Raw genomic sequence first — 24577 nt, forward strand, 5'->3', positions numbered from 1 at the left:
GTCAACTCTTAGCAACCTATATGTCAAGCATAGTAGAAAAGACTGAAGCATTCGTAAGCGATTTATTGACCCACGAGCTTTCTGAAAAGTATCTCTACCACAACTTACGCCACACCCAGCGGGTAGTTAAAAATACGAAAGAATTGCTTGAACATTACGGGCTCAATGATTCGAAACAAGAGTTATTGCTTTTGGGTGCATGGTTGCACGATATCGGTTACACCAAGGGCCACACCAAGCATGAAGAAAAAAGCTGTGCCATTGCCGAGCGGTTTTTGACCGATCAACAATATGACAATGATAAGATTGCAGAAGTAAAAAAGCTCATCATGGCCACCGAACGCCACTATGAGCCCCAAACCCTCGAAGAAGAGATTATACGTGATGCAGATGCCTCGCACTTGGGCTCAAAAAGCTATCTAGAAACATCTGAACTGCTCAGGGAAGAACTTTTTCTTTTGGGCATTGCCACATACTCGCAAAGTGAGTGGTGTGAAGAAAACATCAAAATGTTCAGAACAGAACACCGTTTCTATACCGATTATGCCAAAGAGCACTGGCAACCCCGAAAAGACAAGAACCTTCGAAAACTCATCAAGGCCAAAAAGGAGGAAAAGAAAATCAGGAAAAAGGAGGCCTTAAAGGCAAAGTTCAAGAGCGAAAGCCCCGATAGGGGCATTCAAACACTCTATCGCGTCACGCTTAGAAACCACCTGACATTAAGCGATATCGCAGATACCAAGGCCAACATTCTTCTTTCGGTAAATGCCATTATTATCTCTCTGGCCTTGGCCAACCTCATACCCAAGCTCGACAACCCCTCAAACTCCTACTTGATCTACCCGACGGTGATTTTTATCTTGTTCAGCATCATTTCAATGGTACTTGCCGTATTGGCCACACGACCCAATGTTACCAGTGGTGAGTTTACCCAAGAGGATGTGAAAAACAAAAAGGTAAATCTGTTGTTTTTTGGCAATTTCCACAAGATGCCGCTTGCCGACTACGAATGGGCCATAAAAGAAATGTTGAACGACCGAAACTATATTTATTCATCGTTGACCAAAGACCTTTATTTTTTGGGGTTGGTGCTAAACAGAAAATACAAACTGCTACGGTGGACCTACACCATTTTTATGGTGGGCATGATTATCTCAGTCATTGCTTTCGCCATTGCATTTAAATACTTCGGCCCTGAACGATTGCCTCTCTAAAGGTCTTATACATTACGATTTCAGTTCTTCCATCAAGTCGTTGTACGTATAGGTCGTTTCTGAGGCGGTATCTTTCTTGTAAAGAATCTCGGCACGGATTGCCTTGAGCCCAGCAACTCCCTGTAGGCCTTCCAATTCCACTATCTCGATATTGTTCGTGAAATAGCCCTTGGCCTTGAGAAACTTGATGTACCTGAGATATTCGAGCTCATCTTTCTTCTGTGAGTACACAATGGCAAGTTTGCCCTTTTGGGTCAACCGTTCGTTGGTGCCCTTTATATATGATTTATCTATTCGTTTCTTGATTATTTCGTACCGTGCATTATAGGTGCCATCTACATCGAAGCGTTTTTCATCCATCCTGAATCGAATGGAAAGCGAGGTACTGTACACCAAAATCAAAGAGGCCACGTCTAATTTAATGGGCAATTTGGGCTTTAGCTCGTAATACCGGTTCTCCATATCGCACATAACCTGCAACTGCCACAATCTTAGATTGTTAAGGTACAACTGGTTAAAGGTGAGGTCTTTCGCTATAGAGCTGCCGATGTACATATTATGCTCTACCCCATCGGTTTTGTATCTTTCAAAATAATGGGGAAACATTTTTTGTGCCTCTAATTGTTTTTTATCTAGAAGAGCCGCCAATTGCATATTGGCCTCCATCACACTTTCGTCGTAGTTTCGACGATGATCGTAATATGACTCGGTGCCCATATCGATTTTGCTCTCGTAGGCAGTGATCAAGTTGTTCAACTCTTTGTCTTCATCTTTCAAATGCCTTAATACAGGATTCACCTCATCGTTCACAAAATCGAAGACCGCTTGCTCCGTATTGGTGTGCAGTGCTTCCCGAACCTCATCAAGATGGTTGTTGACCCTAAAAATCAACTCGTCGTATATGGGCAAGTTCGTTTTTTCAAAGGCCTTCTTCAATATGGCATTGATCTCAGATAGCTGGATCATCAAATCTCTTTGAATGGCCTTGTTGCGTTCTTTTGAAGAATCTTTGATGTCGATTTGCCCATAGAGCGGATATACCTCTTTAAAGACAATCTCTTGAAATTCGGGTTGTTTGCCCTGTAGCTGATTGACCATAAAACGTTTGGCCTCTTCTTGAAATTTCCAATATACCGAAGAATGCACAGTAGTGCATTCGTGCTGAATAATGGCATCTATCAAATTCTGCTCTTCTTCTATAGAGCGAAGCACCGCCGATACAATAAAGGGCATTACATCGGCCAATTTATTGGCGTTGACACTGTTGAGCTCATTCACCTTTGAGGATACGATCTCGAGCACGCCCAACAATTGGCCATCGTCTGCAATGGGTGCTAGAATAGCACTTTTAAGCCCTTGCTCCTTGAGGTTCTTGTAAGGTTGCATTCCTTTTGACTTCTCAAAAGATGCATCAATATTCGGGATAGCGAAAAAAGCACTTTCATTCAAGAGTTTTCCATAACAATAGCTGCAAGATAGGATATCCTTTGCCCCTTGTTCTTCGCCCTTTAGAATAAAGCTTTCAATGCCTTTTCCGTGAATTTTTAGAAATCGGTTGGCTCCTTGGTCGTACCCTGTAAACCCGACCTTTATGTTGTTAAGACTAAAAAGCGATCTGAAGGTATCTTGAAAATTATCCATGAACACCCCACTGCCACGCTTGTTGCCCCCAATCAGTGTCGATTTGATCTCTGAAATGGAATGTTCTGCGGTAACATCGAACATATTGCAGATCACGAAACCTTTTGAAATGAAGCTATTTGGCGGAATCTTCTCTTTCCACAGCTCTAGGTTGTCAAAGTTCGCCAGCAGTTCATCGAAATCTTTTTGGGTCAGTTCCTTGGCCTTGTCTGTAGGTTCCAACTCCATGAAATCGGCATTGTACAGAATTCGATAGTGGCGCATGACCCCTTCAGCATCGGGAATATCAAAAAAGATGGGGCGCTTAAAATCTACTTTGTAACCGTAGTAGAAGGCTAAAATCACCGTGCACTGCATGATATAGTGCATATGTTCCGGTAGATTTCCTATCTGCAATTCATAATCATCCCCGGCCTCTTCAAGAATTTTCTGAAAACGCTTTGATGAGTTGAACACCAGATTGGCAAAGGGAATGGAGGCAGCCTTTATTTCGTTATGGGTCAAGACTGGCGAAAAGGTGTCGGCCAAGATTATCTTTATGACATCCTTTCGCTTCTCTAAAATACTGAGGTCGGTAAACCCTTCTCTGAGTTCTGGATATGGGGCCTGGGCTTCAAGCACATGTTTGGCCCTTTCGGCAAGAAACTTGTCCTTGCTTTTCAGTTGCTCATCATAATGCTCCAACAATTTGTTGAAACTGACCAATTGAACCAAGGGAGCTTCTCCTTCGTAACACTTTTCCATACCCTATTTGTCTCGGTTGAGCCTATAAAATTACAAAATCTGGGGGCAAAGTTTTATTCAGTGATTTTTTACGGGTCTTGTGCTTTTTTTGGATATTTAAGGAAATAAACTTTCATGTCTTCCAACTCACGACTTAACCGTGCCTATGAAAAGGCCAAGGTCATCGCTTTTGACGATGAATCAAAATTTATTTTTTTCAGTGATTGCCACAGGGGAGACAACAGTTTTGCAGATGACTTTGCCAACAACCGTAACATCTATTTTCATGCCCTGAACCACTATTACAGGGAAGGGTTTCATTATTGCGAGCTGGGCGATGGCGATGAGCTATGGGAGAACCTTCACTTTGAATCTATTTTTGAAGCCCATAAGAATGTCTTTCAACTTCTTCGGCAATTTCACCTAGAGAACCGCCTGCACATGGTGTGGGGAAACCATGATATGGTGTACCAAGACCCTAAATATGTTGAAAAACACCTTTATCACTACTTTGAACCCATAGAAGGAAAAGACAAAGAACTTTTTGAGAATATCCAATACCATGAGGCCCTGTTGTTGCAACATACCGAAACAGGTCAGGAAATTTTCTGTGCCCATGGCCACCAAGCCGATTGGTGGAACTATGTCTGTTGGCGCATCGGGCGTTTTTTGGTGCGAGTACTTTGGAAACCCCTTCAGGTATGGGGCATTGCCGATCCCACGAGTCCTGCAAAAAACTACAAAGAGCTCATTCGCATTGAAAAGCGTATCAAACGCTGGATACTGAACCATAATCTAAAACTGACCATTGTCGGGCATACGCACAGACCGCGGTTTCCTGAGCCAGGCGAGATTCCCTTTTTCAATGATGGCAGTTGTGTACACCCCCGAAGCATCACCGGCATCGAAATTGAAAACGGAAAAATTTCACTGATCAAATGGCATATTGCCACCAAACCCGATGGCACCCTGCAAATAATCAGGGTTATGCTGGAAGGGCCTGAAAACCTATCAGATTACCAGAAAGCCAAGCGTTGATCACGCCCTTTTTGCCAAGGTCTTAACGGTATCGACAAACCTGTCGAGCTCTTCGGTGGTTGTGTACACATTGGGGGTTATGCGGCACCCGTGAACATTGGCATAGTCGATAGCCACAGTATAAATGCCAAACTCGTCGAACAAGGCCTTCGCCATATCTGACGGTTTCATGTTTACAATGCCCACATTTGCAATACCGCAACTGCGGTGCTCATCTTCAGGCGTGTTTACCACAACATTTTCGACATCACGCAATTGGTCGCTCCAATAACGTTGTAGATAGCGCATTCTCTTTTCTTTACGTCCAAGTCCGATCATTTCAAGATAATCAATGGCGTTGTCGATGGCCAGATCGGTATGCACGGGGTGGGTGCCCGTATGGTTCAGCCTCAAAATATCGTGGGGCTCTTTGTTGTGCTCTGCCAACAGCGGCCAAATATTCGGTATTTTATCTTTGGCCACGTACAAAATTCCGGCCCCCAACGGGGTACTCAACCACTTGTGCAAGCTGGATCCATAGTAATCGCAGTTCAAGGAGGAGATGTCTACATGTATATGTCCTACGGTATGCGCGCCATCGACCATTACCTCTACGCCCTGTTCATGGGCCATATCACAAATCTTTCGAATTGGGAGGATTTGCCCCGTAATGTTGATCATATGGCAGGCCATCAACAGCTTGGATTTTGGTGTAATTTGGGCCTTATAAAGTGAAACGATTTCCTCATCGGAAACGGGATGGTTCGGCACCGAAACCTTTTTGCAGATAATTCCATAGCGGTCTCGCATCAGAAAAAAGTGGTCACGCATGGCTCCATAATCCTGCAGGGCGAAAATGGCCTCGTCACCCTCTTTCCAGGGATAACCGCCAATGACCATATCAAGCGATTCCGTAGTGTTTCTGGTTATGATCAATTCATCAGCTGCGCACCCGACCAATTTTGCCAACCGTCCACCTATCCTGTTCTTATTGTCCCACTGTACCGTACGCATATAGTACGAGCCTTCATAGTTCACCTTCTTGACATGTTCTATGAATTTGTTCAGCGTAGGAATCGGAACAAAATTGTAATACCCATTCTCTAGATTGATGTATTCGGGTTTCAGGGCATAATCTTTTCTGATCCGTTGCCAGAAACCTTCGTCATCGTCTATAGGGTACGGGATATCTTCCACAGATGATTGTGCCATGGCGTCCCACGACAAAAAGGGCGATATGGCCGCCGCTTGGCCCAAACGTTTCAAAAAATCCCTTTTGTGCATCCCTCAAAATTTAGTGTTTCCATCCATTGAAAGATAGTCAAAAGAGCACTAAAATGCTTAATTTTCGGTACATGAATATCAGTGCGACCTTTGTTTTGAAAGAACTGCAATCCATAGTACAACAAATACCCGTTGACCATAATTTCTTCTCGCACGTCATCCTTTTAGGTGTGGTTCAAGGGCTGTTCTTGAGTGGCATGACATTATTGCGATTTCACAAAAATACCGCCCTTAATTTCTTGGGATGGTCACTTTTATGCCAGTCTTTGGTTTTTTTTGACGTCTACCTGTGCTATACCGGGCTCATGAAATATGCACTGCATTTCAACGACTCAACGGAGCCCCTTGTATTGTTGATTGCCCCCACTTTTTATCTGTTCGTGCATATATTGATCAAACGCGAGCCTTTTAACTTAAAAAAACATTGGTGGCATTTTGTACTTCCACTGTTTTACATCATAACTCAGATTCCCTATTACAATGCACCCTTGGCAGTAAAACTGAATGCCTACCTCGGGGCCTATCACTCAGAAATTGAATATGTTCCGGTACCTGAATCGTTCGACTATTCCTATCATTGGATAAAAAACCATTTTGACCAATTGGTGCTCGCAAGCCTCTTTTTCTACTCGATTCTGGCACTGCGATTGGTCTGGCAAGAGTTTAAAAGGAGGAAGGTAGTTCCCCACATGGCCAAGGTAAAAAAGTATCTGTTCAGCAGAAATTCGGCATTAATATCATTGCTGTTCTTTATTTGCTTGTTTTTTGTTTTCTATTCGTATGATGATGATAGCGGCGACCACCTATTGGGCATATTGTTCACAATCATCATTTTTGTCACATCAGCGGCAATTACACTAGAGTCGAGGGTTTTTGAAAAATCATGGGCGGCAGACAAATACGAGACCTATACTTCTAGCCACTTATCCATTTCAGATATTGAAGAATACATCGCCAAGGAAAAGTACCATTTGGAACAAGATGCTTCGTTAAAGGGCCTTGCCAAAGAATTAAATGTTAGCCCCAATCTGGTGTCAAAGGTAATCAATGCAAATACTGACAGTAATTTTAATGACTATTTGAACAAGAAACGAATTGAGGAGGCCAAAGAAAAGTTCAAGAGCGGAGATTATCGACACCTTACCATCGAAGCTGTCGGTTCTTCGGTAGGTTTTCGTTCAAAATCAGCATTTTATACCGCTTTTAAAAAACATACCGGTCTTTCCCCGGCAGGTTATATAAAGGCCAAAACTTCTCCATAATTACAATTCTGAACTTCTTGGGGTCTAAATAATACGTCCCTTGAAGAAAAAGATTCCACCTTTGACACAAACATCAAAGTCATGGAGAAAAAAATACGTCGGTACGATTTGGATTGGTTGCGGGTCATCGTCTTTGGCCTACTTATTTTCTATCACGTAGGCATGTTTTTTGTGCCCTGGGGATGGCATATCAAGAACAATGTCATTTACGAATGGCTCCGTTGGCCAATGCTCTTTCTGAACCAATGGCGCTTGCCCATTCTTTTTGTGATTTCTGGTATGGGCACCTACTATGCATTATCGCACCGAAACTTACGACAGTTTAGTTGGGAGCGTGCAAAACGTTTGGGCATTCCCTTGTTTGTGGGCATGCTCTTGATTGTGCCTCCCCAAGTCTATATTGAGCGTTTGGCACATGGGCAGTTTCAAGGCTCATATCTGGATTATTTGACCACCGTTGCTTTTAATGGTGTGTACCCTGAAGGAAACATAAGTTGGCACCACCTTTGGTTTTTGCCCTATTTGTTGCTTTTCTCTTTGGTTTTGGGGCCTCTCTTCATATATCTAAGGAGAAATACTACCCGCTTGGGGGCATGGGTGAAAAAGATGCTGCAAAAACCGTTTGGTGCTTACGTTTTTGTACTGCCCCTGTTTCTTGTCGAGGCCTTTGTAGAGCCCTTTTTTCCCGTGACCCATGCCTTGATCGGTGATTGGTTCACCATCAGTTTCAACATTTTATTCTTTTTCTATGGCTTTCTGTTGGTCTCCGCCGGAAAAATATTTTGGGAAACGCTTCCCAAGATAAAAAACAGGGCGTTGGCCATTGGCATGGTGGCCTTCTCGGCACTTCTTATCATTTGGCTATTTTTTGAAGACAGTATCGTCGTTCATTTTACCGAAGCCTTTATAAAAGTTGTCAATATCTGGTCATGGATTTTGGTGCTCTTTGCTTATTCGGCGAAATATTTGAACAGGCCCAGCAAAAGGCTGTCATACGCTAATCGTTCCGTATATCCGTTTTACATTTTGCACCAGACCGTGACCATCGTGATTGCTTATTTTTTGATGGATTTGGAATGGGGACTGTTTCCTAAAGCAATTTTATTGATTGTTGGAACGTTCGGAATCAGTTGGCTGATCTACGATTTCATCATTCTCAGGATTCGATTATTGCACCCTCTCTTCGGGCTAAAAGGGGAAAAAACCAGCAAAAGGACCATTCATCGATTTAAAAACATATTTAACAGCCTTTTACCATAGCACTGGCAAGGTATTTGTTACTTTTAATGAAGCAAAACGACCAAAGTTTAAGGTGAAAGCATCCATTTTTATAATAGCATTGGTATTGGTGGCCCAAGTTGGGTTTGCCCAAGGCGATATCCCCACCACCAAGCCTTTAAAGATTGGTGAAAAGAACAATCTTGATGTTAAGCCCAGCAACCAAGGCACTGTGCTTCGCATGCCCTCTGTTATTGACGAAAGCCTTATCTCAAAAGACAACACGCCCAATATAAAAATGCTACCCGACAAAGAATTGGTACAAGCTGGGCATGATCTGGTTATAGATCCAAAAGTGGTCGAGAAAGAAAAAAAGGGTTCAAACCAATTTTTTGGTGATATGTACCTGGGTGATGTCAAGACCAAGGCCAAATTCGTAGGGGTTGTCTGTCGTGACCATGAATATGTTGATGGCGACCGGGTGCGTATTTATTTGAACGGTGAAATCATAGAGCACAATGTGCTGCTGTCGGGAACCTTTAAAGGGGTAAATGTAGATTTGGTCGAAGGTTTCAACCGCTTGGACTTCGAGGCGCTGAACCAAGGCACCTCAGGCCCCAATACTGCACAGATCATGGTGGCCGATGAAGAGGGCAACATCATCCACAACAATCTTTGGAATCTTTCCACGGGATCAAAGGCAAGTCTTATCGTTGTCAAAGAAACTGAGTAATCTTAAAGTTCAAGCCCAAGAAGTTTCAAATACAAATTCAATTATCAACAAGAATAACTCAGCGTTCAGCAAATTTATTTCCGTTCCCCTGGATGATATGTCTCCTGCGCTCGTTTTAGTACATCATCTTTGTAATACGCGGCATCTTTCCATTTGATGTCAGCATACATTTGTGCTTGGTCGTCAAAATGGGGTGATTCAGGGTCGCCACTCTGCCCACCGGCCAAAATGGTCTTGGCCTTGACTTTGTCACCAAACTCTACCACGGCCACAAAACTGTTGCCCCGTGTACCGTAAATCTTTTTGGTGTTGTTGTGGTAACGGGCCCCATAGGCCGCCAAAGCTCCCCAACGCCCACTGGCAAAACCAATAGGGATACTGGGTTTCGAATCGTCAAATTCCTGCCTAATATCGCCCGTCAACCTTTGATAGCGGTTTACCTCGCCCCATGGCATCTGCCAAGTGCCGAAATCCGCCACCAATTTGTCAACTACCAATTCAAAAAGTTCCAACATGTTCTCATCTGTAATATAAAATTCGACGTTTTCAAGTAGTTCCATCTGTGATGGTGCTTCTTTCATATTATCCGAAAATCCCGTTTCCAAACATTTTAACCCGTAAAAATGTGCCAAGGTCATGGCCACGGAATTCTCAGAAGTTCTATAATCCCAATTCTCCAATTCATCGATAGCACCTTGTAGTTTAGGGTTTCTATCGTGATGGACATAATAAGATTTAACCAGTTTTGGAATCAACACCTCGAATGCAGGCAAATAGGGGTCATGTGCCAATGTAATAAGACTATCGAGCGCGTAACCACTTCTATTTTTCAACAACTTAATGGCATGAACCCCCCTAAAATTCTCTTGATCGCGAGACATATATTTGGGGTAATCGCCCCGCTTCGGGCTGTACTCCAAGGCAGCAGTGTACGGCGTTGAATTACAGTTTTGCACCCACCCATTTGGCGGGTTTTTGATGAGTATGCTCTCATCGACCGTGTGAAGCCCCTGCCAATCGGTGTTTGGGTTGCTGCCGTCAACAGGCTGCGTATAATCGAAGATGGTGTCGCGCTTTGGAATGAAGTTTCCATGAAAATAGACAATGTTGCCATCGGCATCGGCATAGACGGTATTGTTCGAAGAGTTGGTACGAATATCCATCATCTTTCGAAAGCCCTCATAGCCATCTTGTTTGGTTCTGATATACGATTGCTCCAACGCCTTGACAGGCTCCCACATCATGGCAGAGGCCGTCCATCGGCCATCGACCGCATGGGTAATGGGCCCATGGTGCGTACGGTACAGGGGGAAGGTCTTTTCTTTTATGCCTTCATCGGTTTTATACTTTAAGGTCACTTCAGATTTTTCGACGGGTCGCAATTCCTCGCCATATACATAAAACAGTTCGCCATCTTGCTTCACGATAGTTTCCATAAATTCATCCATCACATCGGTGTAGGTCGAGGTGTGCATCCAACCCGTTTTTTCGTTGAAGCCCTGGTACACAAAAAACTGCCCCCAGGTAACCGCTCCGTAGGCGTTCAACCCTTCCTCAGACACCACATGCACTTCTCCCCTGAAATAAAAAGAAGTATGCGGATTGATCAATAGCATGGCGTTGCCCGATTGGGTCAGCTCACCCGAAATGGCAATTCCGTTCGAGCCTTGGGGTTCAGTCATTTCAGCTTTCTTCTTGAGCTTCAATTCTTCCATTTCGGGAATTTCCATATCACTTTCGTAAAACGCCTCGATCTTTCGGGTAGAAATGCGCTCGATATCGCCCCCGATGCTCCCCTCGCTGAAATAAAAGGGCATCCACGGCTCAAAACGGGTCAAGAGTTTTGGCTTCACCTCAGGATGTGTGTACAGATAATAATTGATGCCATCGGCAAAGGCATCGCAGAGTTTTTGCAGCCACTCAGGACTGTTTTCGTAATTCTCCTTGGCTTCCTCCTCCGTCATAAAAAGATTGGCGCGCAGGTCACTATAAAGCGCCGTTTCACCCTCGACTTCGGCCAAACGCCCGGTGGCCCAGATATAGTTCTGCTCCACTCGATTGAAATCGTCTTCGCATTGGGCATATAAAAGTCCGAATACGGCATCGGCATCGGTCTTTCCGTAAATGTGCGGCACCCCAAAATCATCGCGTACAATGGTTACGTTCTCGGCCTGCTCCTGCCATTTTTCGACTTCGGATATAGGTTGGTTTTTTTTGCAGGCACTTAAAAAAAGAATAAATGCTAAAAGAAGAAAAGTGATACGATTCATGGATTGGTTATTTCAGTCCATGAAAATACACAAATTGTAACATTTAGGGCTCCTCAGGAGCCAATTCGATCTCAAGCCCGTCCAACTCTTCGGTTATATGTATTTGACAGCCCAGACGACTATTCTCTTTCACGAAAAAGGCCTCTGAGAGCATGGCCTCTTCATCATCTGATTTTTCAGGCAGTTCATGATCAGATTGCACATAACACTGGCAAGAAGCGCACATGGCCATGCCACCGCAAATGCCAATGGTACCCTCAGGGGCCAGTTCATAAGAGCGAACGACTTCCATCAGGTTCATGTTCATGTCGGTAGGGGCATCGACTTCGTGCAGTACCCCTTCGCGGTCGGTTATTTTTATTTTAATATCTGACATTTTAATCAATCGCCTTTACTACCGCCTTCGGTGCTTCTTTTTTACTACCATCAAAACCAGTAACGCCACCTACCGTCGTATATTTCATCACATATTTTTTATCGGGATGGATACGCTGATAGGCACTCTGGCACATTAACGTCGCTTCATGGAAACCGCACAAAATCAATTTCAGCTTTCCGGGATACGTATTGACATCACCAATGGCGTAGATACCGGGAATATTGGTTTGGTAATCGAGTGAATTATCAACCTTGATGGCATTCTTCTCGATCTCAAGCCCCCAATCGGCAATCGGCCCCAATTTGGGCGATAATCCGAACAACGGAATAAAGGCATCCACTTCAATACGAAGGTCTTCACTGGCCTTTGAATTCTTTCGTACCGTAACGGCTTCCAAATATTTGTTGCCTTCAAGGCCCACAACCTCGGCGGGCGTTATGAGATTGACCTTGCCGAGATTTTTCAATTCCTGTACTTTTTCAACGGAATCCAACGCCCCGCGAAACTCGTTTCTACGGTGCACCAATGTTACCTCACTCGCCACATCGGCCAAAAAGATGGCCCAATCCAAAGCCGAATCGCCTCCTCCGGCTATCAAGACCCTTTTGTTTCTATACATCTCCGGTTCTTTGATCATATAGGCAACACCCTTGTCTTCAAACTGTTTCAAATTTGGAATCATGGGCTTTCGGGGTTCAAAACTGCCCAATCCGCCTGCAATGGCTACCACAGGGGCTTGGTGTTCAGTGCCCTTGTTGGTCGTTACGATAAAGGTGCCATCTTCCAATTTTTCAACCGTTTCGGCCCGTTCGCCCAAGGTGAACCCTGGCTGAAACGGTTTGATCTGCTCCATCAAATTATCGACCAATTCGCCCGCCAATATCTCAGGAAAACCGGGAATATCGTAAATAGGTTTCTTCGGATAAATCTCTGCACATTGGCCCCCAGGCTGTGGCAAAGCATCGATCAAATGGCACCGCAACTGCAACAGGCCTGCCTCAAAAACGGCAAAAAGACCCGTAGGGCCCGCTCCAATAATCAGAATATCGGTTTTTATCATGCAATCGTTCCGTTTAGAATTCTGGCAAAGCTATGGTTTTGGAGAACAACGTTCTGTGACTTTTATCACCTTTAGCTAAGATTGATGACTTCTTGAATTTGGGGGGCATATTTCTTTATGGTCATTTCGACCCCACTCTTCAAGGTCATTTGATTGACACTGCAACCAATACAATTTCCCTCGAGCCTTACCTTTACAGAAGTATCATTGTCTATCGATATCAAAGTGATATCGCCCCCATCACTTTGAAGAAAGGGGCGTATTTCATCCAAGGCTTTCTCTACGTTGCTTCTTAGTTCTTCCGGTGTCATACTCATTTCTTTTTTACCGCATCACAACCTGCCATGGTCGTTATCTTAATGGCCTCTGTCGGCGGCAGATCTTTGTTGCGCCGTACCAACTGGCTCACCACGTTTTTGGTCAATTCTTCAAAAGCTTCCTCAACAGGGGTGGCTGTTTGCATGGCCGCTGGCCGCCCGACATCGCCCGCCTCCCGAATGCTTTGTACCAAAGGAATTTCCCCTAAAAATGGCACATCTAGATCTTCTGCCAAATTTTTGGCACCCGCCTGACCAAAGATATAGTATTTATTGTTCGGCAACTCTGCCGGGGTGAAATAGGCCATATTTTCAACGATGCCCAAAACCGGTACGTTGATGGCCTCTTGTTGAAACATGGCAACCCCTTTTCGGGCATCGGCCAAGGCCACTTCTTGGGGGGTGCTCACCACAACCGCCCCTGTTACGGGAAGTGCCTGCATGATGCTCAGATGGATATCTCCGGTACCCGGTGGCAAGTCGACCAGCAAAAAGTCGAGCTCGCCCCAATGGGCATCAAAAATCATTTGGTTCAAGGCCTTGGCAGCCATGGGACCACGCCAAATCACCGCTTGGTTCGGCTGGGTGAAAAACCCTATGGAAAGCATTTTGACCCCATAATTTTCAACAGGTTTCATTTTGGCCCGGCCGTCAATGTTGACCGATAGGGGTTTTTCCATCGCCACATCAAACATAATGGGCATCGAAGGGCCATAGATGTCGGCATCCAAAAGGCCCACCTTGAAGCCCATTTTCGCCAGTGTAACGGCAAGGTTCGCCGTAATGGTAGATTTGCCTACCCCTCCTTTTCCCGAGGCCACTGCGATAATGTTTTGGATACCCGGAATGGGCTTGCCCTTGATTTCGTTCACTTTCGACTTGCCCGGCGCATCAACCCTAAGGTTTACCTTTATTTTCGCTTTCTCATAGACCTTTTCATGAATGGTCTTCAATATCGCTACCTCGGTCTTTTTTCGTGCCTGAAGACTCGGGTTTTTGATGGTGACATCTACCTCTACCTCATCGCCAAAAACCTGAACATTGGTCACGGCCCCACTCTCTACCATGTTCTGCCCCTCACCGGGTACTGAGATGGTCTTCAGAGCCTCTAGAATATCTTTTTTGTGCAGCTTCATGCTTTTAATTTCAACTAGTTTGTGCTAAGCCTATCGAAGCACAGTCGTTTAAACTGATTCTAAATTACAAAGATACGGCTTTGGCTTAGCTAATAAAAGTAGATGGATTGAAAATGGAGATGGCGTGATAGGAAGCCTTTATTTGGTAAAATGTCTTAATTTTTGAAAGATTTACAGATGATTTCGCTCGATGCGACATCTACTGCAATTCTTTGGCGGGGTCCCAAAAGTGCTTCTGAAAATCGACGATTTGGTTATCGACCACCTTGATGCCTTCGTTTTCGAGCAGTTGCTGCATTAAATTGGAGCCATCAAAATGGTGTTTGCCCGTTAATACCCCGACACGGTTTACCACCCGATGGGCAGGCACATCCTTTGCCAACGAATTGTTCATGGCCCAGCCGACCATACGGGCACTACGGGCCGCCCCCAGATACTTGGCAATCGCTCCGTAAGAAGTTACCCTGCCATACGGAATCTGTTTGGCTACCTCGTAAACCTTATCGAAAAAGTTTCGCTCTTTCATCACTTGTAGAAAATCCTTATCAAGGTGATGGCCAGCAAGACCACCATCAAGGCACTCAGTATGAAGTTCGAATTTCTGGAGAAAGTACTGGTCTTGGTCTCCAATTTATTGAAATAAAACACATATAGGTACAACACTGAGAAGGTGCCACAGGCCGCAGCAAACACAAATGTTGCAATGTCTTGGGCCTCGAACTTTATCCAGCCTGCCTCGTTCCACATGGCATTCAGGCCACTATAGTAAGGTATGGTCAATAAATTCAGCGCTGCCAGCGCAAGCCCCCTGAAAAAGCTGTTCTTTTTGCTCACATTTACTGTGGTGAAATCTTTGGCCTTGTTGCGCTTGGCCACCACAAAAAAATACACGGCAAAAAAGGCAAAGACCACAATGGCAGCCTTAAAGAGCACATCGATTACCTGTGGGTTGTTATATAAAAATTTTGAGATGTACACAGCAATATAGGCCTGCGCCATGATCATGGTAGATACGCCCAAACTGAAAACGATGCCGTTCAGTTTACCTTTTTCAACACTGGCCTTGGCCGCGTTCATATTGAGAAGGCCCGGAGGCACGGTAGCCATGAAGGCTGCCGAATAGGTGGCAAAAAAAAGTATCAACAAGTGGGTCATTGGTCAGTTGATCCTAAATTGGATGTAGGTAATCGGTTTTCCTTTTTCAAGATACTGATTTTCATAAAATGTCTGAATCTCCAGCACCTCTTTGGGGCTTCCCTCGTTTTTATAGACATCATGGTTGGCATAAATAACCTCAACCCCTATGCCGTGCAAAAGGCCCAAGGTGTACCCATGCATAAACTCGCTGTCTGTTTTAAGGTGCACTAGACCACCGGGCTTTAAAATACGTTTGTATTTGTCTAGAAACTGTAGGTTGGTCATTCGGTGCTTGGTACGTTTGTACTTGATTTGCGGATCGGGAAAAGTGATCCATATCTCCGAGACCTCTTCTTTGCCGAACAACAGGTCTATCAACTCTATTTGGCTTCGTAAAAAGGCCACATTCACAAGATTTTCTTGCAGCGCGGTTTTGGCCCCCCGCCAGAAACGGGCACCTTTGATGTCGACGCCTATATAGTTGACATTAGGGTTCATTCGTGCCAAGCCCACGGTATATTCGCCTTTTCCGCACCCCAATTCCAGCACAATAGGCTTATCATTCTTAAAAAAGGACGCCCATTTTCCCGTATACCTGAAACCTTGTAACACCTCTTCGCGAGGGGGTTGAACAACATTGGCAAAGGTCTCGTTCTCGGCAAACCGCTTTAGCTTGTTCTTGCTTCCCAAACCAAAAAGATTAAAGTTTTGGCAAAACTAAGGAAAACCGTTCACCAATTACGAAAGATAGGTCCAAGCAAGAAAAGGGCACTAAAAGTACTATTTACCGGATTTAGTTGCCTTTTCCAGCGTGAATGAAAATTCAGAACCCACACCCTCTTCGCTCTCAACATAAATTTTTTCGCCGTGGGCCTCAATAATATGCTTGACAATGGAAAGGCCGAGGCCCGAACCACCCTCTTTTCTGCTGCCGCTCTTATCGACCCTATAGAATCTTTCAAAAAGTCTCGGCAAGTGCTCTTGGGCAATGCCCTCGCCGTTATCGGTAACCCTGACGATTACCTTGTTCTTTATCAAGTTCTCGACACTCACCTCGGTGGTACCGTCTATTTGGCCGTATTTTATGGAATTCATGAGTAGATTTGAAACTACCTGCTGAATCTTTTCTTTATCGCCCATTACATATATGGGCTCGTCGTATTCCATATCAAAGGTCAGGGTTATATTTTTCTTCGAAGCCCTGATTTCAAGCAGGTCAAAAACGTTTCTAATCAACTCCACGATATCAAAGCGCTCTTTTTCAAGATGCAGGTCGCCCACCTCCAGTTTGGTGATAAGGTCAAGGTCTTTGATAATATAGATAAGGCGTTCTACCCCTTTGTTGGCCCTTTCCAGATATTTGTGCCGTACCTTTTTATCGTTTATGGCCCCATCAAGCAAGGTCAATATATAGCCCTGAACGGTAAAAAGAGGGGTTTTGAGCTCATGGCTGACATTACCGAGAAACTCTTTACGGTATTCTTCTCGAATTCGCAACGTATCGATCTCAATTTTTTTGTCCTGGGCGAATTTTTCGATTTCTTCTGTAAGGGTCTTCATATCGGTAGTGATGGGCCGGTTCGAAAATGAAGAGGACTCGAGCAGTGACACATCATCATATATCTTTTTGACCCTCCTATAGATAAACCTTTCTACCCGAATTTGTAAAATCAAAAAAGAAATAATAAAAACAACCGGAAAGGACAGCAATGCATCCACATAGTCGTACCGCTCAAAAAAGTAGGCGGCCAACAGCACTGCCAAGCAAAAAATCAACGAGATATAAAAAGAAGAACGCAGGGCAAACCTATATGACTTGCGTAGTTTAAGGGCCATTATAGTACAAACTTATAGCCCACCCCTTTGACAGTCTTGAAATGATGGTCCCCGATTTTTTCGCGCAATTTTCTAATATGCACATCGATGGTTCTGCCCCCGACCACCACTTCGTTGCCCCAGACCTTGTCTAGAATAACTTCTCTCTTAAAAACCTTGCTGGGTTTTGAGGTAAGAAGCGACAGTAGTTCAAATTCTTTTCGGGGCAAGATGATTTCCTTGCCGTTTTTGACGATTTTGTATTCTTCGCGGTTGATAACGATATCGCCCACCTTTACAATGTCTTCGGTTTCAGATTCATCATTTTTCAATCTTCTTAGCAGCGCCTTTACCTTGCTGACCAACACCTTGGGCTTTATAGGCTTTGTGATGTAATCATCGGCACCGGCATCAAAGCCGGCCACCTGGGAATAGTCTTCGCCCCTTGCGGTCAAAAATGTGATGACCGTATTTTCCAATCCCGGTGTCTTGCGAATGATCTCGCACGCCTCGATACCATCCATCTCCGGCATCATCACATCGAGGATGATCAAATGGGGATGTTTCTTCTTTGCCTTGGCCACACCCTCCACTCCGTTCTTGGCGGTAAAGACCTGATAGCCCTCTGACGATAGATTGTAGCTGACAATTTCCAAAATGTCAGGTTCGTCATCTACCAAAAGTATCTTGATATCCTTTTTTTTCATTAGATGCGGAAGTTTAGTTAACCTCTCAAATGTAAAGATAATACTAAAACCTCTCTAGCCCTTAACATTGATTTAATGTGGTAACACTATCGTAAAGGTTTTTAAATAAACTCTTAACAAAGGGCTAACACGACCTTTACAACACACTTCTTTATTTGCAGAGTGTTTTGGAAAAGAAAATTGATCAACACTTTAACTATGAAAACAAAAAATTTAAGCCTTATGAAAAAATTATTTTTATTTCTAATCGCTGCGGTTACGATGACATTTATCGCATGCAGTGATGATGATAACGGACCGACCCCAATCATACAAGATGCTGATGGTGATGGTATCGAAGACAGCGTTGATAATTGCCCAAATGCTGCGAATGCCGACCAAGCGGACAACGATAATGATGGCATTGGCAACGTTTGCGATCCCACCCCGAATGGTGAAGTGGCTACGTGTAATGATGGCATAAAGAATGGAGATGAAACCGATGTTGATTTTGGGGGTTCTTGTGCAGGTCTAATCACAGTTACAGGTGAAATTACCGAAGACACAACTTGGACCAGGGATAATATTTATTTGCTTGGCGGCAAAGTAGTTGTAGGCGTGGGCGTCACTTTGACCATAGAACCTGGTACCATCATAAAAGGTAAATCCGGGTCGGGTTCCTTAGCTTCCGCACTTATAGTGCAAAGAGGTTCTAAAATTAATGCGGTGGGTACCGCAGAACGACCTATCATTTTCACCTCGGAGCAAGATAACATTCAAGTTGGTGAAACTGCTGGCACCAATCTTGACCAAAATGACAATGGGCTATGGGGTGGCGTTTTGGTCTTGGGAAATGCCCCGGCATCGCTTTCAGGTGACGTGACCGAAGAGCAAATTGAGGGTATTCCTGCCAGCGATACATTCGGGTTGTTTGGAGGAAATGATCCTGCAGATGACTCTGGAGACTTAGCTTATATTTCCATTCGCCATGGTGGTGCCTTGATTGGTGAGGGCAACGAAATCAATGGCCTTACTTTAGGTGGTGTCGGTTCTGGCACATCCATTTCAAACATAGAAATTGTAGGTAACGAAGATGATGGTTTGGAAATCTTTGGCGGTACAGTCGATGTAAGTAATGTGTTTGTGTGGTCGGTAGCAGATGATGGTATCGATTTAGATCAAGCTTGGTCTGGAACCTTGACCAATGGTATGGTGGTACAAGGATTGCGTTCTGACAGTGCCTTGGAGCTTGATGGTCCTGAGGGCAGCACAACGGGAGGCTTTACGTTGAACAATATTACTTTAGTGGGCAACACAGATGCTGCAGGCACGGGGTCACGACGGATAGCGGATTACCGTGACGGTCTTGAGGCCGATATCAACAATGTTTTCGTTACCGGATTCTCTGACGTGCAATTGGTACGGCTTAACGGAGACGAATCCGCCACTACTTACAACAACGATTTGTTGAATTTCATGGCATGGGAATTTGTGTTGCCGGCAGGTGTAGCGAATGTAAATGCAATGCACACTTTGAAAGACGTGACCATCGCCACGGATTTTGTAACCGACTCTTCGACTTGGGCAAGTGCCGTTGCCGAAGGTGCTGCGACCGTTGGTGCTGACACTTCAGCTTTCGCATGGACTTATTCCAATACCAAGGCAAATCTTGGCTTCTAAGATTGTCAGTTTTTAAATAAGTATAAATAAGAAACTCGCCCCGAGTAGTGGGGCGGGTTTTTTCTCTTAAAACCAAACAGATGCTGAAAAAAGCCTTACTTACGCTCTTCACATTGACCATTGCATATACCGCAATCGGTCAAAGCGGTATTAGCGGAACACTCTTTGACGGGGAGATAAACGACGTGTTACCGTTTGCCAATGTTTTGATTGAAGGTACATCAAAAGGTGCTACCTCTGATTTTGACGGCAAGTATGAAATTTCAATCGAGCCGGGCACTTATGCTTTAGTGGTTTCTTACTTGGGCTACGAGACCAAGAAAATAACAGATATTGTGGTAGAGCCCAATGAATATACCATTGTGGATGTCACCCTAAATTCGTCTGCAAACCAACTGGATGAAGTAGTTGTCACAACAAGTGTTACTAAAAATACAGAGGCCTCAGTATTGCAAGTACAGAAAGCATCGGTAAAATTATTGGACGGCCTATCACTGCAAAGTATCAAAAGAACCGGTGCCAACGATATTGCCTCTGCAGTCAAATCTGTTCCTGGAGTTTCTGTTCAAGGAGGCAAATATGTTTATGTGAGGGGCCTAGGCGATAGATATACCAAAACTACCTTAAACGGCATGGATGTACCCGGATTGGACCCGGACAGAAATACGCTTCAACTGGATCTATTTCCCACGACTATTCTGGATAACATACAGGTCGTAAAATCATTCACCCCCGAATCATCAGCCGATTTTACCGGTGGTTATGTCGACATTGTCACCAAAGATATTCCCTCCAAACAGGAATATAATCTTTCTGTGGGAGTTGGCTACAACTCCTCTATGCACTTCAATGATAATTTTTTGACTTCAAAGAAAAGTAGTACCGATTTTCTGGGTTTTGATAATGGTCAACGTGACCTACCGATTGGCCGTAGTGAGGTCATACCGCCCCCATCAGCAGACAATCCGGCCTTGACCCAGTTCACACAAAGGTTAGAGCCGGAAATGGCTGTCAAAAAAGACCAAAGCTTTATGAACTACAACTTTAGTTTTTCAGGGGGGAATCAGTACAGTATTGGTGAAGAGTCTAGGCTTGGTTTCTTGGCTTCTCTAAGCTATCGTAACACAACCGATTTTTTTCAAGATGCCGAGAACAATTTTTGGTTCAAAAACAGGTCAAGCAGTGCAATATATGAGTTGGAACCAGATCGCCTACAGAGTGGTGACATAGCCATTAACAATGTTTTAATCAGTGGACTTGCCGGGATAGCACTTAAAACAAAAAGGTCAAAATATAAGTTGAACATACTGCATATTCAAAATGGCGAGTCTAGAAATGCCTTTTTCAATGTAGCGTCTTTACTATTTGATGAAGTTCGCGGTGTACGGGATAATATTGAATACACCGAGAGATCGGTCACCAATGCGTTCTTGGGCGGAATCCATACCAGTTCTGATGCTTCATGGACAGTAGAATGGAAATTTTCCCCAACTCTTTCCATTATTAATGACAAAGATGTGCGTTTTTCATCATTTGAAATAAATGATGTTGGGGAATTGATAATAAGACCTAGTAGCTTTGGCCCCCCTACGAGAATATGGCGAGATCTTGAGGAAATCAATCTAGCTGGTAAACTTGATTTCACCAGAAAACATAAATTGTTCAATAAGAACGCGAAGCTGACTTTTGGTGGTGCCTACACCTATAAGGATAGGGACTTTGGTATAGACCAATATTTTCTGTCGGTTCTGCCGTCACCCGCCGTTCCGATTGATGGTAATTCAGATAATCTGCTAATACCGGAAAACATCTGGACCCCAGAAACGGATGCGGGAACTTACATAACCGGAAATTTTGAGCCGACGAACACTTTCGAGGCGTATTCTACCCTTGCGGCTGCACATATTGGTGAAGAATTCCAGTTATCCCCACGTTTGAAAAGCATTTTAGGCCTTCGTTATGAAAAGTTCGAACTTTTTTACACAGGCCAGAACAACCTTGGGGACATCGTTTTGAACGAAGAAAAAATTATCGATGTATCTGATATTTTTCCATCAGCCAACTTGATTTTTGACTTTAATGAAGAAGGGAATACAAAAGCAAGGGCATCATATTCTAAGACCACGGCCCGCCCATCCTTTAAAGAGGCCTCGATAGCCGAGATATTCGATCCTTTGACCAACAGGGTTTTTATTGGTAACCTTGATTTAGAACCTACTTATATCAATAATTTTGATTTACGTTTTGAAAGGTACGGTGAGAACTCCCAATTTTTTGCAATAAGCGCTTTCTACAAGACTTTTACCGACCCGATAGAATTAGTGGCTTTTGAGCAAGCCCCGGATAATTTTAAGCCACAGAACGTCGAGTCGGCACGGGTTTTCGGAGCAGAATTGGAAGTAAGGCAGTCCCTTGGAATTTTGAGCCCTGCCTTTAAAGAAGTCTCCTTGAATGCGAATTTCTCCGTAATAGATTCGCAAGTCGATATGAGCGAAACCGAATTCAACTCTCGCCAATTGGCTGCCCGAGAGGGAGAAAGAATAGAAGACACAAGAGAATTACAAGGGCAATCCCCATTCTTGATAAATCTTGGCGTGAATTATCGAGGTCAAAACAATGGATGGCAAGGGGGTCTTTTCTACAATGTTCAGGGAAAGACCCTAGAAGTAGTCGGAATCAGAGCGGTTCCTGACGTATATACCTTACCTTTCCACAATTTGACGATGTCAATAGGAAAGGAGTTTGGTAAGAATAGGAATTCTAGGATAACAGTGAGATTTTCGAACATTTTAGATGATAAAATAGAGAGTGTTTATCAATCGTTCAGGGCTAACGATCAGATTTACTCATTGCGTGATCCCGGTCAGACCATTTCTTTGGGTTATAGCTTAAATTTTTAACTAATTGAGTCAGTTAGTTTAAATGCCTGAAAGGCCTTGATATTGAAATCAGGGCCTTTTTTGTGCATTTCATCGAAAAGTGTAGTGTTTTTCTTTCCTCCAAAAAGCTTAGCAGGCTAAAATTTCTATATTTGTGGCATACCCTTTGCTACCAGTACTTTATGAAGCACTTTTACCTGATTGCATTCTTCTTTGTTTGCTCCCTGGGATTTTCACAACAATCTCAAGGTAAGGGTGATATTGACGGGCTCAAACTTTATCCAAATCCTGTAACAAACGGTAAAATCTTTATCAGCACCACCCTGAATGCCCCAAAAAAAATCCTGATTTTTGATATATTGGGCACTCAAGTCTTGCAGACAACCATTTTGGGCAAAGAATTGAACCTCTCTGATCTTGACAAAGGGGTCTATATTATTCGGGTCTTCGAAAAAGACAAGGTGGCTACCCGAAAGCTTATCATCCGATAATTTTAAAAGGGCTTCCCACTCTTTAAAACCGCACCTTCTTCACAAGTAAATTCCCTTTCACATCAAAGAAATGGCCTTTACCTACAAAAATTGGCGTTTCACAACATTTAGTACTTGATTGTAAGACATTTACATACCTTTACCCTGCTTATCCCAAATCAAGCATATGAAGAAAATCTACTTAATCCTCATTATGGTGATTCCAATATATGCCATGGGCCAAGACCTTGTAGAGGTCAACCACCCCAAGCCACAGGAGCTAAAGGGTTTTAAAATGTACCCAAACCCTGCTTATGGCGATGAAATCTATATTACCACCGCCACCAACGGCAACAAGAAGATTGCCGTCTATGATGTGTTTGGCGAACTGGTATTGACAGAGGTGATTACCACAAATACCTTGAACATTTCACGGTTGGTTCCTGGGGTGTATGTGCTGCAGGTAACCGAACGTAAAAAGACCATGACCCGAAAACTTGTGGTCAAATAATCACAGAAAACATTAAGTGCACAAAGGCCCTGACAATAGTCGGGGCTTTTTATTTTGGCTATTTTAGCCAATACCAATGGATGATGGGATAGCAAATAAAATTTTTGAAATTTCCGGCGAAAAGGATTTTGAACAAACGGCCCTGGAACTTTTTGGGCATCAATACCAAAACAATGCCGTTTACAAGACCTTTTGCGATCATTTAAGGAAAGCGCCGCCCAATGTCAAACAATTGGATGACATACCGTTTTTGCCCATCGAGTTTTTTAAATCACATCAGGTGGTCTCGGGCAAAAAAGATTATGCCCTGTGTTTTGAAAGCAGTGGTACCACTGGTGCTGAAACCAGCAAACACTTTGTGGCCGACCCATCGCTCTATAAAAAAAGCTTTTTGTTGGGTTTCGAGCGTTGTTACGGCCGGGTCGATGAACTGTGCATCTTGGCCCTATTGCCCTCATATCTTGAACGGCAAGGCTCATCGTTGGTCTTTATGGTGGAAGAACTCATCAAAAGAACCGGGCATCCTGACAGCGGTTTTTATCTCTACAATCACGATGAACTCCATCAAAAACTTCAAAAACTAGAGAAAACCAATACCAAATCACTCTTGATCGGGGTATCGTTTGCCCTATTGGATTTTGCCGAAAAATATCCGCAGCAACTAAAACACACCACGGTTATGGAAACGGGGGGTATGAAGGGCCGACGCAAAGAGCTGATCAGGGAAGAACTGCACAGACTCTTGACAACTGCCTTTGGGGTCGAAAAAATCCACTCAGAGTACGGGATGACCGAATTGCTCTCACAGGCCTATTCAAAAGGGAACGGTAGGTTTGAAGCCCCGCCATGGATGAAAATAATGATCCGCGACACCGAAGACCCCTTGCACTACCCGATAGTGGACAAAACAGGTGGGGTAAATGTCATTGACCTGGCCAATATCGACTCATGCGCTTTTATCGCCACCCAAGACTTGGGCAAGGCAAATGATGATGGCAGTTTTGAAATATTGGGCCGCTTTGACCACTCTGATGTGAGGGGCTGTAATTTGATGGCCCTGTAAGAATAAATCTCATTTTGCCTTATGTTCCATTTCAATAAAGGAATTGTGGGCGCATATTTAATTTACTTTTCCCTCTCTTTAT

22 protein-coding genes are annotated in these 24577 nt (G+C 43.9%); 10 read left to right on the plus strand and 12 right to left on the minus strand.

Annotated features, from left to right (window positions below; all coding sequences use genetic code 11):
- Positions 1-20 precede the first annotated feature (20 nt).
- Positions 21-1214, plus strand: a complete 1194-nt coding sequence (locus VC82_RS05205; RefSeq protein WP_045801425.1) for a Pycsar system effector family protein — start codon at positions 21-23, stop codon at positions 1212-1214.
- A gap of 12 nt (positions 1215-1226) precedes the next feature.
- On the opposite strand, the gene VC82_RS05210 is transcribed toward VC82_RS05205, so the two are convergent.
- Positions 1227-3599 (minus strand): hypothetical protein, encoded by a 2373-nt coding sequence (locus tag VC82_RS05210; protein WP_045801426.1) that lies wholly within the window; start codon positions 3597-3599, stop codon positions 1227-1229.
- 114 nt (positions 3600-3713) lie between these two features.
- Between VC82_RS05210 and VC82_RS05215 the strand changes: the two genes are divergently transcribed.
- Positions 3714-4616 carry a metallophosphoesterase family protein gene (locus VC82_RS05215; protein ID WP_045801427.1) on the plus strand — a complete coding sequence of 301 codons (903 nt, stop codon included), beginning with the start codon at positions 3714-3716 and terminating at the stop codon, positions 4614-4616.
- Here the strand turns inward: VC82_RS05215 and VC82_RS05220 are convergent, their stop codons facing one another.
- Positions 4617-5879 (minus strand): aminotransferase class V-fold PLP-dependent enzyme, encoded by a 1263-nt coding sequence (locus VC82_RS05220; protein ID WP_045801428.1) that lies wholly within the window; start codon positions 5877-5879, stop codon positions 4617-4619. It abuts the gene before it with no gap.
- A gap of 71 nt (positions 5880-5950) precedes the next feature.
- Here VC82_RS05220 and VC82_RS05225 point away from each other — a divergent pair, with 71 nt between their 5' ends.
- From VC82_RS05225 to VC82_RS05235, 3 genes are all read left to right on the plus strand, one after another.
- Positions 5951-7141 carry a helix-turn-helix domain-containing protein gene (locus VC82_RS05225; protein ID WP_045801429.1) on the plus strand — a complete coding sequence of 397 codons (1191 nt, stop codon included), beginning with the start codon at positions 5951-5953 and terminating at the stop codon, positions 7139-7141.
- 81 nt (positions 7142-7222) lie between these two features.
- Positions 7223-8401, plus strand: coding sequence for an acyltransferase family protein (locus VC82_RS05230; RefSeq protein ID WP_179944605.1), 1179 nt, complete (start codon positions 7223-7225; stop codon positions 8399-8401).
- Positions 8402-8453: 52 nt separating this feature from the next.
- Entirely contained in the window at positions 8454-9092 is a 639-nt protein-coding gene (locus VC82_RS05235) for a hypothetical protein (RefSeq protein WP_045801430.1), read from the plus strand.
- Between the two features lie 74 nt (positions 9093-9166).
- On the opposite strand, the gene VC82_RS05240 is transcribed toward VC82_RS05235, so the two are convergent.
- The 10 genes from VC82_RS05240 to VC82_RS05285 form a co-directional block, all read right to left on the minus strand.
- Positions 9167-11362, minus strand: coding sequence for an acylase (locus VC82_RS05240; RefSeq protein ID WP_045801431.1), 2196 nt, complete (start codon positions 11360-11362; stop codon positions 9167-9169).
- Positions 11363-11405: 43 nt separating this feature from the next.
- Positions 11406-11738 carry a 2Fe-2S iron-sulfur cluster-binding family protein gene (locus tag VC82_RS05245; protein WP_045801432.1) on the minus strand — a complete coding sequence of 111 codons (333 nt, stop codon included), beginning with the start codon at positions 11736-11738 and terminating at the stop codon, positions 11406-11408.
- 1 nt (position 11739) lies between these two features.
- The gene (locus VC82_RS05250; RefSeq protein ID WP_045801433.1) at positions 11740-12801 is read right to left on the minus strand and encodes an NAD(P)/FAD-dependent oxidoreductase; all 1062 of its coding nucleotides are present in this window, start codon (positions 12799-12801) and stop codon (positions 11740-11742) included.
- A 71-nt stretch (positions 12802-12872) separates the two neighbouring features.
- Positions 12873-13112 (minus strand): NifU family protein, encoded by a 240-nt coding sequence (locus tag VC82_RS05255; RefSeq protein WP_045801434.1) that lies wholly within the window; start codon positions 13110-13112, stop codon positions 12873-12875.
- 2 nt (positions 13113-13114) lie between these two features.
- Positions 13115-14254 (minus strand): Mrp/NBP35 family ATP-binding protein, encoded by a 1140-nt coding sequence (locus VC82_RS05260; protein WP_045801435.1) that lies wholly within the window; start codon positions 14252-14254, stop codon positions 13115-13117.
- A 199-nt stretch (positions 14255-14453) separates the two neighbouring features.
- Entirely contained in the window at positions 14454-14780 is a 327-nt protein-coding gene (locus VC82_RS05265; RefSeq protein WP_045801436.1) for an MGMT family protein, read from the minus strand.
- A complete protein-coding gene (locus tag VC82_RS05270) occupies positions 14780-15409 on the minus strand; it encodes a LysE family transporter (RefSeq protein WP_045801437.1) in 630 nt (209 codons plus the stop codon). Before VC82_RS05270 ends, VC82_RS05265 begins: the two co-directional genes overlap by 1 nt.
- Positions 15410-15412: 3 nt before the next feature.
- Positions 15413-16081 carry a tRNA (guanosine(46)-N7)-methyltransferase TrmB gene (gene trmB, locus VC82_RS05275; protein ID WP_045801438.1) on the minus strand — a complete coding sequence of 223 codons (669 nt, stop codon included), beginning with the start codon at positions 16079-16081 and terminating at the stop codon, positions 15413-15415.
- A gap of 90 nt (positions 16082-16171) precedes the next feature.
- Complete coding sequence (locus tag VC82_RS05280; RefSeq protein WP_045801439.1) at positions 16172-17227, minus strand: sensor histidine kinase; 1056 nt, start codon at positions 17225-17227, stop codon at positions 16172-16174.
- The gene (locus tag VC82_RS05285) at positions 17227-17913 is read right to left on the minus strand and encodes a response regulator transcription factor (protein WP_045801440.1); all 687 of its coding nucleotides are present in this window, start codon (positions 17911-17913) and stop codon (positions 17227-17229) included. The genes VC82_RS05280 and VC82_RS05285 overlap by 1 nt, the downstream gene beginning before the upstream one ends.
- 222 nt (positions 17914-18135) lie before the next feature.
- Between VC82_RS05285 and VC82_RS05290 the strand changes: the two genes are divergently transcribed.
- From VC82_RS05290 to VC82_RS05310, 5 genes are all read left to right on the plus strand, one after another.
- Positions 18136-19572 (plus strand): thrombospondin type 3 repeat-containing protein, encoded by a 1437-nt coding sequence (locus tag VC82_RS05290; protein ID WP_045803269.1) that lies wholly within the window; start codon positions 18136-18138, stop codon positions 19570-19572.
- 80 nt (positions 19573-19652) lie between these two features.
- Complete coding sequence (locus VC82_RS05295) at positions 19653-22472, plus strand: TonB-dependent receptor (RefSeq protein ID WP_045801441.1); 2820 nt, start codon at positions 19653-19655, stop codon at positions 22470-22472.
- A 161-nt stretch (positions 22473-22633) separates the two neighbouring features.
- Positions 22634-22942, plus strand: coding sequence for a T9SS type A sorting domain-containing protein (locus VC82_RS05300; protein WP_052698923.1), 309 nt, complete (start codon positions 22634-22636; stop codon positions 22940-22942).
- Between the two features lie 166 nt (positions 22943-23108).
- On the plus strand, positions 23109-23432 hold the full coding sequence (locus tag VC82_RS05305) for a T9SS type A sorting domain-containing protein (protein WP_045801442.1): 324 nt from the start codon (positions 23109-23111) through the stop codon (positions 23430-23432).
- Between the two features lie 76 nt (positions 23433-23508).
- A complete protein-coding gene (locus tag VC82_RS05310; protein ID WP_179944606.1) occupies positions 23509-24495 on the plus strand; it encodes a LuxE/PaaK family acyltransferase in 987 nt (328 codons plus the stop codon).
- The last annotated feature ends 82 nt before the right edge of the window (positions 24496-24577 follow it).

Source organism: Flagellimonas lutaonensis (assembly GCF_000963865.1).
In the GTDB taxonomy this organism is placed as follows: domain Bacteria; phylum Bacteroidota; class Bacteroidia; order Flavobacteriales; family Flavobacteriaceae; genus Flagellimonas_A; species Flagellimonas_A lutaonensis.